This is a genomic window from Colwellia sp. C2M11, assembly GCF_018860915.1.
Classification (GTDB): domain Bacteria; phylum Pseudomonadota; class Gammaproteobacteria; order Enterobacterales; family Alteromonadaceae; genus Colwellia.
The window spans coordinates 71,925-84,647 of sequence record NZ_JAHKQD010000048.1; the positions used below are offsets into that span (position 1 = coordinate 71,925).

The following is a 12,723-nucleotide window of genomic DNA, read 5'->3' on the forward strand; positions in this document are numbered from 1 at the left end:
AACACGTACTATTACCTACGTATTAATACCTAGTATAGATCGTATAACTAGGTAGGTAAGTAAGTGTTTATACGAATAGTTAACATGCCCCATTTTTGCGAGAATATACGAACTTTAATAAGCGTATTAAACGCAAAATGGGGAAGATTACAATGTCAAAATCAATGATTATAAAAGCGTTGTTAGTTGCATCAGTTGCATTTTCTGGACTGGTAAATGCTGCTGGCGATGAGAAAGTTAGATGGCGATTAGCTGAAACATGGGGGCCTAATTTCCCTATCTTCGGTGATGCACCAAAAAATATGGCGAAGTTAGTAAAAGAATTATCTAACGGTCGTTTCACTATTCGAATCGATTCTGCTAATAAGCATAAAGCTGCTTTTGGTATATTCGATTTTGTTAAAAATGGCCAATACCAAATGGGTCATTCAGCATCATATTATTGGAAAGGTAAAGACTTTAACACTATGTTTTTTACCACGGTTCCTTTTGGTATGACAACGGCTGAACAATACGCCTGGTTCTACCATGGTGGCGGTATGGAGCTAATGAAGTCGGTTTACGACAAATACGGCATTATGTCGTTCCCTGGTGGTAACACAGGTAACCAAATGGGTGGTTGGTTCCGCAAAGAAATCAACACTGTTGAAGATCTTCAAGGTTTGAAAATGCGTATTCCAGGTTTTGCTGGTGAAGTATTAGCTAAGTTAGGTGCTAAACCTACTAATATTCCATCAGGTGAGCTATACACAGCGTTAGAACGTAATACCATTGACGCGTTAGAATGGGTTGGACCTTCATTAGATTTACGTATGGGCTTCCATAAAATAGCACCATACTATTACACTGGCTGGCATGAGCCTGCAACTGAACTTCAGTTTATGGTAAACCAAAAAGCTTATGATAAATTACCTGAAGATTTACAAAAAATATTAGTTGCAGCAATGAAGTTAGCGGCATACGACATGTATACCCAATCAACGCATGAAAGTGGTAAAAACTTAGCAACAATCCAAAAAGATTTCCCTAATGTGAAAATGCGTACATTCCCTAAACCAGTAATGGATGCAATCCAAGTTGCTAACAGTGAATTACTTGCTGAATTTGCAAGTAAAGATCCAAAAACTCAAGAAATTTTAGACTCAATCAAAAGCTACCAAGAACAAGTACGTGCTTGGACAAACTTCTCTGACCGTGCCTACTTAGACAGCTTTAGCGCTAAGTAGAACGTCCCTCTAATCTATAGTTACTTACTTTGCTTAAGTAAGTAACTATGGAGGTTATTATTATGAAAACCTTATTAAATATCCTTGAAAAATTTATCAACGCTGTTGGCTCGCTCTGCAGTGTATTAATGATCTTGATGATTCTGAACGTCTTTTACGATGTGGTAATGCGTTACTTCTTTAATGATGTCAGTATTGCAATGCAAGAGCTTGAATGGCACCTTTATGCGGCTATGTTTATGTTCGGTATTGGCTATACATTGAAAGAAGATGGCCATGTCAGAGTTGATGTTATTTACGATCAACTGTCTAAAAAATCACAAGCTATCATTAATATCGCCGGCTCTTTATTATTTGCCTTACCATTTACATTATTAATTTTACATTTCAGCTGGGACTATGCACTAGAAGCCTACACTATGGCTGAAGGCAGTGCAGATCCGGGTGGATTACCTCATCGCTGGATTATCCGTAGTGTTATTCCTGTTTCATCTATTTATTTACTCGTTTGTCTTTTATATGTAGTGCTCACTCAAATTAAAAGCCTTTCAACTCTTGTTCCAGAAAAAGGAGAGAAATAATGACGGGTTTAATTTTATTTGTCGTCGCTTTACTATTTTTATTCTTTGGCTATTCAGTTGCTTTTACATTTGCTGGCGTATCAGTATTGGTGGGTGTACTTGCCTTAGGCTTAGATCTTTTTTCATTTATGCCATACCGCATTATGAGTGTAATGGAGAATACCACCTTAATGGCAATTCCTATGTTCGTTTTCATGGGGATCGTTTTGCAAAAAACGGGCTTAGCTGAACGTTTACTAGAATCTTCAGCGAAGCTGTTTGGTAGTATTGCTGGTGGTGTTGCTATTTCAACTATTATTGTTGGTGCTTTATTAGCGGCTTCTACCGGTGTTGTTGGCGCGAGTGTTGTGGCAATGGGGGTTATATCTTTACCAGTAATGCTTAAGAATAAATATCATGAACCTACTGCGGCTGGTGTTATTTGCGCCTCAGGTACTTTGGGTCAAATTATTCCACCTTCAATTATTTTAATTATTCTTGGCGATGTGATGGGTGTTCCTGTTGGCGACTTATTTAAAGCTGCTGTACTTCCAGGTATGTTACTCATTGTTGTTTACACCATTTATATTTTAGTTTTAGGTAAAGTTAAACCTGAATATTGTCCTCCTATGGAGATCACTGAAAGTAAAGCTGAACTTTTAGTGCAAGCGACAAAAGATATTATTCCACCATTATTACTTATCGTAACGGTTTTAGGATCTATTTTTTCAGGTATTGCAACGCCAACAGAGTCTTCTGCTATTGGTGCTTTAGGCGCAGTTGTTTTGGCTGTTTTCTATCGTAGTTTTTCTTTCAAGAAATTAAACGATGTATCTAAAGAAACAGTAAAAGTAACATCGATGATCTTCGCTGTACTAATTGGTGCAACTGCATTTTCTATGGTATTTAGCTACTCGGGTAGTGAATATATTGTTGAAGAGTTCTTCTTAGACTTACCTGGCGATAAGTGGACATTTTTATTGATGTCTATGTTAGCGATATTAATTTTAGGTTTCTTTATCGATTTTATTGAAATAGCGTTTTTAGTTGTACCTATTTTGGTACCTGTCGCTATGGTGTTAGAAATAGATTTGGTGTGGTTTGCCATTTTAATTTCAATGAATTTACAGACATCCTTTTTAACACCACCATTTGGCTTTAGCCTTTTCTATCTAAAAGGTGTAGCGCCGCCCTCACTTAAAACAACAACAATATATAAAGGTGTAATTCCTTTTATCCTAATGCAGATAATGGTTCTAGCACTGGTCTTATTTTTGCCTGAATACTTTATCTTCACATAAGAAAAACATAATAAAAAACATAAAAAAAATTGGGGATATGATAATGAAAAAAACAGCACTCTTTTTAGCAATTGGCAGTTCTTTATTGGTGACAAATTCAGCTATAGCTGATGTATCAGTTTACGGACGAATTACTTACAATATGCTAAAAGATGATACCTCGAAGGATGTATATTTTGGTCGTCATGAATTTGCAGAATCAAATTTTGGCCTTAAAGGCACATTTGATTACGGTAATGTAAAGTTTGGTGCTCAGTTAGAGGTTGGTTTAGATGAAGGCGTTTCTAATGTCCTTCACACTGAGGGAAATTCACGTACACGTATCCAAGAACTATCTATAGCCGGTGATTTTGGTAAAGTAAAATTAGGTACAGGTGCGGGGATTACTTGGATTATTTCTGATGTTGATCAATCAGGTACTTGGTGGTCAGATCCATTAGGGATGAGTCAGCGTTTTGGTGCAAGTCGTCGCGGTCCAGCGGCTGAGAGTCAAACACCACTTGTACAAGCTCAGTCTATTTTTAATGAGCGTATTATTTATGAATCACCAACCTTTTTAGACGGTGCTAAATTCTACGCCCAAATGAGTGAAGCGAGCGGCTACGAGGTGGCAATTAAATATGTCGCTAATGGCTGGCGAGTAAATATTTGGAATGTGGATTACGGTGATGTTGATCGTGATGATGACCCACAAGCAAATATAGATGAAAATGCTACAGCAGGCTTCTTAGGCGCAACAGAAGGCCGAGGTATACTTGCTGGTTATAAACATTCATCTGGTGTTAACTTTACTGCTACTTATGGCACAGCGGATCAGGTTGATGACAGTACAAGAGAGTATCTCAACTGGAAATTAGGCTACACCAAAGATAAACATGCCGTCAGTATTAGTATGGGTAATTACAGCTCTGAAGATGCTGCAGGCGTATCTGGTGCTGACCATACTCGTACAACATTAGCGTATAACTTTAAACCCTTAGCTGGTGTACAATTATGGGCACAAGCAACAAAAGGCGATACTGATGATCAAGAATCTTTTAACGCTTTAGTTTTAGGTGGTTTAGTTAAGTTTTAATCATTATTAATTAAAGGGTAGCATGGTATTTTACCTGCTATCCTTTACTCGTTATTTGGAGAAAAACGATGAAACATACGCTAGGTATCGCTATTACATTATTAACTATAAGTTCTGCTACATTAGCTGATAATGAAATGGAAAAAGAGCCAGGACTATTTACCGGTAAAAAAGGAGCATTTACCATACTAAAAACTGATAACCTTACCGCTGAAGCACAGCCTCAAAAGCACGCTGAACAACAAGGCAACACTTCTGTAGAAGATATCATCCCTACTGCACCGGCATTATCAAAGAAAGCTGAGTTCGCTTTATTCAAAAAATGGAAAGAACATAAAGAAAATAATACTGCACAATACCAAGAATTTTTATTGTGGTTAGAATATAAAGAAATTAGCCACTAATTATTATAGTGGCTACTCTTCATATAACTCATAGTAACGAGGTTTAGCGCTTAAAATGGGCCAGTAGTTAATTCCGGCGTTTGCCAAAAACTTTTCCAAATATTATTACCATGCAAATAATAAATATCATCACCATGGAATATTGCTCGGTCATCCCAACCAGAAATATATGTTGGCTCTAATGCCATAAGAGCATTCACACTGCCCTTATCAACTAATAAGGCATCGGTATCATCACCTGTAACCTCAATAAGTTGTAACGCATTATCTCTAGTCCAAATATCTATCTCATTACCTGTTTCAAGATTCACTACCGTTTCTGTCAACCATTTTTCAACGGGTAAACCAAAACGATGTGTGCCATTTGGCATTTTTAAGTAAGTCAGTGCATGATAATTATATTCAACAGGCGTATAACCATCCTTATAAACAATCGAATTAATCTCAAGAGGATTATTCATATTACTAACATCGAATAAACTAATTTTAGCTCCTTCAATAATAGGGATACTTTCTGCACTATCAATCGCGATAGCATCAATGAACACCATTCTATTAGGATCAACATTCTGCCCGATACCCACTAACAAGTTATCAGAGATCGGATGTAAATAAGAAGAGTAACCTGGAATTTCGAGCGCACCTGCTATCTTTAATTGTTCTGTGTCACTAAGATCAAGTACATATAGTGGATCAGTATCTAAAAAGGTAACAACAAAGGCTTTGTTTTCAAAAAAACGAACAGCTTTGATATCTTCTTGTACGATACCCTCATTATTTACTTTACCTATCTTATTTGGGTAGGTGTCATTCGGAAGTTGCGCAACAAGCTTTAACTGGTTGCCTGATGGACTAAGAATATTTAGGCGATGCTCATAACCAACACTTTGATTACCTTTAGTGGTAACAACCCTTAAATTATTGTCTTTTTCACTAAACCTAAGGTTTGATAACCCCCAATTAAAACGACCATCTAATGTACCAGAGGCAACATAATCAATATCCTGTTTCGCAATTGAAAATTTATGAATAATAGATGTTTCTGTCGTTTGGTTATTTTCATATTGATAATCCGTGCCATATAAATAGACAGACGTAGGCGTAGCATAAAGCCCTGATACTTGCGTGTTGATGCAAACTGAAGAGATGCTATCAGGTTGAGTTAAATCAACGGTTGTTAAGGTTACAATACCATTAAAACCGTCTTTATCGGTTGAGTTTGCTGGTAAATAACAATTTTCTGGTTCAACTAAGTTACTGGTATTACCTTCTGAATCTGTTAACTGTGGGAGAAAATCACTAATATTAGACGCAAATACATGTTGATAATTTTCCAGTTTTTCAGCGTCAGTTGTTGCATAAGGAAGTCCTGAAACATAAGGTGAGAAACTACTCACAATATACAACACATTATCGACACGTCGACTATCAATGATAGAACCATCCATAGTATAAGAAGTTGTTATATTAGGTGCTGCTTGATTGCTAACATCTAATAACGACAAATTGAAATTTTGTTCTGTAGGAAAGAACATATCAATAGCAATAGTTGAAGTTAGCATGCTATTAGCAATAGAGTAATCATAAATATTCGACAATACAGCCAGTGTATTTTCTCTCAAATATAAGCTATTAATCGATGAAGCGGCTTTGCTTACCACAGTGTTGGACATTTCCCTAAGGCCACCTTCTTCATTGCGTTGCACAATGCGTATTGATGTTTTTGATGTCTCTTGAGTCGCTCCTTGCTGTTGATAAGAGTCATCATTGGCAATATACATATATTCGCCGTCATATTTTAAGCGGTCACCTTCAGCTACCCCAGCTTCTTGGTTGATCGTCAATGAATAATTACTTTGTTGACCGCCTTCATTACTTATCGATTCAGTAGCGTTGGCAGTATCAGCATTAATGGGCTCTAAAAAACCAGTTTTTTGAGTACTATTAAGATAAACCCCATTTTTTAAATGGTGCTCAAAATCTGTTGGATTTGCAGCTTTCAAAGGAGTTAACGCTATAGACATATCATTAAGCGAAGGAACTACTTGAATATTTTCTTCAACAGGTGCTTCTGTTTTTTCATCGCTACCACAACCGACTAACAGAAAAAAATAACCGAGAAGTATTAGCTTTTTATCCAACATTTTGTTCTCCATGTAATTCATATATAATTTATACTAATGAACATTATATAACGTAATTAATACTTACTGGATTTTTTATATTGTTATTAAATGCAACCAAATGTAATTGGATGTAATTGAAGCTAGCAATAGTGTCAAACCGTGGTAAATTATACAGTAATGTCGCTCAAGATACCTCTTTCATAAATCATGAATAAAAACGTATCTTTTATTACTGGTTATACCCCTTAAACTTATATTTGGATCGATTTATTCAAATGTTTACCAGGGCTAGCTTGAGTGGATATACTCTAAACCAAAGGTAGCTTATTACTTGAAATATTTTTTTTTACTCTTATTACTCTTTAGCCAATATTGCCGAGCTGATTGTAATCAAGAATCTGACCAGTGTGCAATTGTTGGAGAATGGAATTTTGCAGTTTCAGTAGGCGCTGGTGTCTATACTAATCCTCTAAATGGTGGTGATAATACTCCTTTAATCCTTATTCCTGAAATCAGTTACTATGGTGAGAAAATATTTTTTGAAAATAACACCTTAGGTTATACCTTATTTAATGGTCAACAGTTGGTTGTCAGTACAATTATCCAACTAAACCATGAAAAAGCTTACTTTACCCGCTGGCATCCTCAAAATATTTTTTTAGACAGTAGTGCTCCAAGTAATATTGTTGATAAGGATGAAGTAGACAATGCTGAGGGCAACAATGACAATGACAGTATTGTACCAGAAATTACTATTGACGATGTTTCAAGTAAACGCTGGGCTGTAGATAGTGGCATTCAGTTAAATTGGTTTATTGATTCAAGCACTGATGTTGAAGTGCAAATTCTCCACGATATAAATAATGTCTATAACGGGTTTAATGGCCAATTTCAATTAAATCGGATGCTAAAATTTGAGCAGTTACCCAATACAAGAATGTCATATAGCTTTGGTACGAATGTTAACAGTAAAAACTTAGTCGATTATTTCTATGGCGTACCACCAGCAAAAGCACAAAATAAAACCCAAGCCTATCAAGGGAAATTAAGTATTAACCCTTACTTCCGCTTAGCGCTAGTACATCAAATATCTGCAGATTGGAGCGCAAAATTTAATGTTAAACGTGTATTTTTAGATAGTAATATGACTGATAGTCCTTTAGTAAAAGATAATCATATTAATACTATTTTTGCAGGAGTCACCTATGACTTCTAGCAATGTTAAAAATATTCTTGGTTTTCTGATATTAAGTAGTTTGTCACAATCAGTAGCCGCATATTCAGACACAAAATTAGTCATTAAACCTACGGTTTGTATGGTAAAAAAGCTTGGCGATACCTGTAAAATGACAGTAAAAGTAGCCTGGCAAAGCGAGCAGTTAATCGATGCTTGCCTGTTTCAAAATGATTTACGTTTAACTTGTTGGCAAAATGCTCGTGATATTAATACAGATATCGAAATTTATCTTGATCAAAATATGCAATTTACCTTAAAAAACGATCAACAAATATTTGCCAACCAAAACGTAAAAATTAATACGGCAATACCGAATAAATATCGTCGTCGGTTACGTGCAAATTGGAGCTTTTTCTAATGGGACATATATTACTTGTCGAAGATGATTTACGTTTAGCTAATCTTATTGCTAAATTCTTGAAACAAAATGGTTTTCAAGTATCGATGCTTCATCAAGGAGATAATGTTGTCAATTTTCTACAAAAACACTCTCCAGATTTGATTATTTTAGATGTCATGCTACCCAAAGAAGATGGTTTTTCTGTTTGCCGTAAAATTCGTAATAGCTATGCTCAGCCAATAATATTTCTAACTGCAAAAGACAGCGATTTTGATCATGTACTGGGTTTAGAAATAGGTGCCGACGATTACATCATCAAACCTGTTGAACCTCATGTGCTTCTAGCCAGAATAAACATGCTGATGCGTCGTAAAAAACACAGTGAAAAAATGTCAGTAGACAATTTAACCTTTGGCCAATTGAGTATATTTAAAACATCGCGACAAGTAACATTATCATCTGAGCCAATTGAGTTGACTAGCCACGAATTTGAACTACTTTGGTTATTGGCAATTAATGCGGGGGAACCACAAAGTAGAGAGTATATTCATAAGCAAATGATCGGTCGAGAATATGATGGTTTAGATAGAAGTGTTGATGTTAGAGTCTCGCGCTTAAGAAAAAAGCTAGGTGATTGCACTAAAAATCCATATCGTATTATTACTGTTTGGGGTAAAGGTTACTTGTTTAGTAGTAGTGCTTGGGAAGAAAACCATGCTTCTAACATACAACCCAATGATAACCACTAGGCTGGTAGCATAATTTTGAATCGCCTTTTCATCAATTTATACCTAGTTATAATCATCGGTTTATTATCAATTAATTGGCTATCTGAGCAACTTTGGTTGCACTTTGTTGATGCAGAAACTCCCGCTAATCAACAATGGCATCACCTTGAAAAAGTGGCAAAATTTTTACCTTTATTACATCAAGAAAAGTCGCAATCAACTGATTCAACAATCAAACTCCTTAGCACAGCACTTGAAGTACCAATAGTAGTAGCCCCCATGAGTGACTTTTCTTGGCTCAGTGAACAAGAAGAAAAATTATTATCAGGAAATATAGTATTAAATTATGATGAACAAGATAACGTTATTCTCTATGTTAAAATTTTAGATAGCCCAACTGTTTACCAACTAGGACCATTCACTAGAAATAACCAGCTAGAAACTCATAATCAACACTTCAAGTGGATTTTCTTATGTATTTCTTACTTATTACTCGCCGGTGTTATTGCCTTATGGACTAGACCTTTATGGCGAGACTTAAATCAACTGACCGATATGGCTGGAGATATTGCCAATGGTAAGCTGGATGTCGATGTATCGACAAATCACCACTCTCCAATCAAGCAAATTGTCATCACCTTTAAAGATATGGCTCATCGAATTATTCGTCTATTATCGGATCAAAAGCAATTGGTTAATGCAGTTTCTCATGAATTACGTACCCCCTTATCAAGACTTAAATTCTCTCTTGCTATGCTTGAAGGGGCAAACGAAGCGCAGCGTAAAGATATGGCACAAGATGTTAGTGAGATAGAAGCACTGATTGATGAAATGTTAAGTTACGCCCGTTTAGAAAATATTAATCAAGATATTAAAAAGTCACCGGTGGAATTAACAGCGTTAATAACTCATCAAGTCTACAAGTTGCATAGGCTTGATGATTTGCAAATAAAATGGCAAACACCTAAACCCTGTTATTACCATTGTAATGAACACCTGCTTGAACGTGCACTACAAAACTTATCAACCAACGCACTACGTTATGCGAAAAGTACGATTGAAATAAGCTTATTAGTATCCAAACATCACATAGAAATAATCGTTGAGGATGACGGACCAGGAATTGTTAAAGAAGATAGAAGCAAAATATTTAAACCTTTCTTTCGATTAGAATCGCACCGCAATCGCAGTGAAAACCAAACAAAAGGGGGCTATGGTTTAGGCCTTGCAATTGTTCAAAGAATTTGTGAATGGCATAAAGCAAGCTGTACGCTAAGTGATTCGACGTTAGGTGGATGTAAATTTGTAATCACTTTACCTAAAGTAACCTGAGCTCGGTTTAATAAATTAAAAACATCTTAAACCGAGTTCAGGTTAAAGTAACTTAATAACGACATCGATTACCACCTGGATTTAGAGCATTAGAACACCTAAACTATGCTGGCAAAAAAAAAGCATAGCCGGTTACCCAGACTATGCTTTATTTTCTAACACTAAAAATTTTAATATTAATACTTTATAGTTCAGGTCACTTACTTAAAACTTGTAACTTATGCCAACTTCTAATGAGCGCTCTGGACCAACATAAATACCTTGGCGTAAACCAGTAATGTAACGTTTATCTGTCAAGTTCTTTACAGCGCCAAATAAACGTATATTATTAGCTAAATTATATTGTGCCGTTAGATCTAACAACGTATAAGATGGCATTAAACCACCCCAAATTCCGCCTGCCGCATCTGTTGGGATCTCTTCAATATTACTCGCATCACCATATTGTTCGCCTCGATGATGAACAGTTAAGGCTGTGCTTAAGCTTTCATATTGGTAGTTCAATATAAGATTAGCGACTATTTTTGGCGCATACGGTAATCGATTACCTTGGTTTTCACCACTTTTAAACTCTGAAGTAGGAACCCAAGTAGCGTTAGTATCAATACTGAAACCACCACCCAGGTTATAGCCTAGCATGAACTCCATACCTAAATGCTCAGTTTCACCACCGTTAGACTGTGATAAGTTTGGATCGCTGTTACCCGTCACTACCTGATTACTGAAATCCATAGCAAAGGCAGCAACCTCATAATTGATATCGCCCTTATTACCACGAAGCCCTAATTCATAATTAGTTGAACGTTCGCCATCTAAATCTTGATCGGTAAGGCCATCAAGTGCCACACCATTAGAAGCAGGTGAAAATGCACGATATACGCCACCATAAACCTGTGCTGAGTCGCTTAGGTTATAGGTTACCCCAACACCTGGTAAAACTTCAGTATTGGTCGTTTTAGCCGTGCTATTATCTTCAGTTAATATCAGACGCTTTTGCTCGTATGATTCAACTCGTAAGCCTGGGGTAATCGCAAAACGTTCACTTAATTCAATACGTGTTTGTGCATGTGCAGCATAACTGTCTGCAGAATCAATTCTATGTCGATCATTAACACCTGTGCGATCAGCAGCGCGTGTAGCTCGGATGCGCGTATCATTTGATTCTTCTTGCATAAAGCGTAAGCCGAACTCACTATCTGCTGTCAGACCAAATAACTGATGATCGAGTGTTAAGCGAGTTTCTATACCCACACGTTCGAATGAACGGTTATTACCCGTTAACGTGTCTTGATAAACCCATCGTCCAGCATCGTTTGAAGCATCAGTATCAACATCATAACGCCAATAATCACGGCTTACTTCACTCCAATACACTAACGTTTTCAAAGTAGCTTGCTCAGAAATAGCTAACTCATGGTTAATATCAAACGCGGTACGATCTGTTAAAAATTTATCATCTGCTCCTGGGTTGTAATCAGCACCAGCTAAATAATCATCCTTTAACAAACCACGATAAGAAATATCAGCATCATTTTCATAACGTGAAATTTTAAGACCAATTTTTTGACCATTAGCTAAAATAACACCAGCCTTAGCCATAACATCAGTCATTTCATAGCCTTTATCCATAAAACCATCACTGGTAGCATGTGTTGCCACAACACCAGCAAAAGCATCACCTGATTCGTTCTTGCCACCAGCTTCTAAGCTGATTTCTTGCATATTAAACGAACCAGCTCGACCTGTCAGCATGACACCATCATCAGGTGTTTTTGTTTGATAGTTTACTACACCACCAATAGTTGATGGACCATAGCGAAGTGACGATGAGCCTTTCAATACTTCAACTTGCTCTATGCGTTGAATACGAGGATTGAAGTAACGCTCATTACCAATAAATAAGCCAGGTGCTACAGGAACACCATCTTCTAACATAAGAGATTTAGATTCACTCGCAGATAAGCCACGAATACCAAAGTTGGCCACAATTGAGGTTTCTTCTTCACTTTTAGTGTTAATACCCGGAATACGACGTAAAATATCTTCAGTAGATAGTGGTTGAATTTTCTCAATTTGTTGACGATTTACCACTACAACAGATCCGGTATGATCTAATATTACCGAATTGGCATTACCTACCACATCAATAACTTCCATTGCTGGCATAATTGTTTGGCTTTCGTTTTCTTCACCACCACCTTGCTGTTCAGCAACTGTATTTAATGATACTAAAGCTAATGTAATTGCTAGCGATAGCGATGACTTTGTGGTCCGCATAATGAATATCCCCTAAAAATTTAAATATACTTGTAATAAATGAGCGCAATTAGAGCATAAAACAAAATGCGAATCAATATCATTGGCCTTGACTTTAGCTATAAATAAGTAAGTAGA

At 36.5% G+C, this 12,723-nt stretch carries 11 protein-coding genes; 9 read left to right on the forward strand and 2 right to left on the reverse strand.

Translation table 11 applies throughout. From position 1 onward, the window contains the following. Positions 1-164: 164 nt before the first annotated feature. The 5 genes from KO509_RS14350 to KO509_RS14370 all read left to right on the forward strand — a co-directional run bounded on the left by KO509_RS14350 (position 165) and on the right by KO509_RS14370 (position 4,566). A complete protein-coding gene (locus KO509_RS14350; RefSeq protein WP_252727613.1) occupies positions 165-1,226 on the forward strand; it encodes a TRAP transporter substrate-binding protein in 1,062 nt (353 codons plus the stop codon). 62 nt (positions 1,227-1,288) lie between these two features. Beyond that, positions 1,289-1,807 carry a TRAP transporter small permease subunit gene (locus KO509_RS14355; RefSeq protein ID WP_215973952.1) on the forward strand — a complete coding sequence of 173 codons (519 nt, stop codon included), beginning with the start codon at positions 1,289-1,291 and terminating at the stop codon, positions 1,805-1,807. Continuing rightward, positions 1,807-3,087: a TRAP transporter large permease subunit gene (locus tag KO509_RS14360; RefSeq protein WP_215973953.1), complete on the forward strand. Its 1,281-nt coding sequence runs from the start codon at positions 1,807-1,809 to the stop codon at positions 3,085-3,087. The genes KO509_RS14355 and KO509_RS14360 overlap by 1 nt, the downstream gene beginning before the upstream one ends. 43 nt (positions 3,088-3,130) lie before the next feature. Continuing rightward, a complete protein-coding gene (locus tag KO509_RS14365; protein ID WP_215973954.1) occupies positions 3,131-4,162 on the forward strand; it encodes a porin in 1,032 nt (343 codons plus the stop codon). A gap of 68 nt (positions 4,163-4,230) precedes the next feature. Further along, positions 4,231-4,566, forward strand: a complete 336-nt coding sequence (locus KO509_RS14370) for a hypothetical protein (RefSeq protein ID WP_215973955.1) — start codon at positions 4,231-4,233, stop codon at positions 4,564-4,566. 50 nt (positions 4,567-4,616) lie between these two features. Here KO509_RS14370 and KO509_RS14375 read toward each other — a convergent pair whose 3' ends face one another. After that, positions 4,617-6,710, reverse strand: a complete 2,094-nt coding sequence (locus KO509_RS14375) for a beta-propeller domain-containing protein (protein WP_215973956.1) — start codon at positions 6,708-6,710, stop codon at positions 4,617-4,619. A 313-nt stretch (positions 6,711-7,023) separates the two neighbouring features. Between KO509_RS14375 and KO509_RS14380 the strand changes: the two genes are divergently transcribed. Genes KO509_RS14380 through KO509_RS14395 form a run of 4 tightly spaced genes read left to right on the forward strand, consistent with a single transcriptional unit; the run spans position 7,024 to position 10,329 of the window. After that, the gene (locus KO509_RS14380) at positions 7,024-7,908 is read left to right on the forward strand and encodes a MipA/OmpV family protein (RefSeq protein WP_215973957.1); all 885 of its coding nucleotides are present in this window, start codon (positions 7,024-7,026) and stop codon (positions 7,906-7,908) included. Continuing rightward, entirely contained in the window at positions 7,898-8,287 is a 390-nt protein-coding gene (locus tag KO509_RS14385; protein WP_215973958.1) for a DUF3019 domain-containing protein, read from the forward strand. The genes KO509_RS14380 and KO509_RS14385 overlap by 11 nt, the downstream gene beginning before the upstream one ends. Continuing rightward, positions 8,287-9,018, forward strand: coding sequence for a response regulator (locus tag KO509_RS14390; RefSeq protein ID WP_215973959.1), 732 nt, complete (start codon positions 8,287-8,289; stop codon positions 9,016-9,018). The genes KO509_RS14385 and KO509_RS14390 overlap by 1 nt, the downstream gene beginning before the upstream one ends. A 15-nt stretch (positions 9,019-9,033) precedes the next feature. After that, complete coding sequence (locus KO509_RS14395; protein ID WP_215973960.1) at positions 9,034-10,329, forward strand: ATP-binding protein; 1,296 nt, start codon at positions 9,034-9,036, stop codon at positions 10,327-10,329. A gap of 204 nt (positions 10,330-10,533) precedes the next feature. Here the strand turns inward: KO509_RS14395 and KO509_RS14400 are convergent, their stop codons facing one another. Continuing rightward, entirely contained in the window at positions 10,534-12,606 is a 2,073-nt protein-coding gene (locus KO509_RS14400; RefSeq protein WP_215973961.1) for a TonB-dependent siderophore receptor, read from the reverse strand. Positions 12,607-12,723 lie beyond the last annotated feature (117 nt).

Excerpts from the sequence above, each read along its gene's own strand:
- KO509_RS14350 (WP_252727613.1), top strand. The coding sequence starts at position 165 with ATGATTATAAAAGCGTTGTTAGTTGCATCAGTTGCATTTTCTGGACTG.
- KO509_RS14355 (WP_215973952.1), top strand. The coding sequence starts at position 1,289 with ATGAAAACCTTATTAAATATCCTTGAAAAATTTATCAACGCTGTTGGC.
- KO509_RS14360 (WP_215973953.1), top strand. The coding sequence starts at position 1,807 with ATGACGGGTTTAATTTTATTTGTCGTCGCTTTACTATTTTTATTCTTT.
- KO509_RS14365 (WP_215973954.1), top strand. The coding sequence starts at position 3,131 with ATGAAAAAAACAGCACTCTTTTTAGCAATTGGCAGTTCTTTATTGGTG.
- KO509_RS14370 (WP_215973955.1), top strand. The coding sequence starts at position 4,231 with ATGAAACATACGCTAGGTATCGCTATTACATTATTAACTATAAGTTCT.
- KO509_RS14375 (WP_215973956.1), bottom strand. The coding sequence starts at position 6,710 with ATGTTGGATAAAAAGCTAATACTTCTCGGTTATTTTTTTCTGTTAGTC.
- KO509_RS14385 (WP_215973958.1), top strand. The coding sequence starts at position 7,898 with ATGACTTCTAGCAATGTTAAAAATATTCTTGGTTTTCTGATATTAAGT.
- KO509_RS14390 (WP_215973959.1), top strand. The coding sequence starts at position 8,287 with ATGGGACATATATTACTTGTCGAAGATGATTTACGTTTAGCTAATCTT.
- KO509_RS14400 (WP_215973961.1), bottom strand. The coding sequence starts at position 12,606 with ATGCGGACCACAAAGTCATCGCTATCGCTAGCAATTACATTAGCTTTA.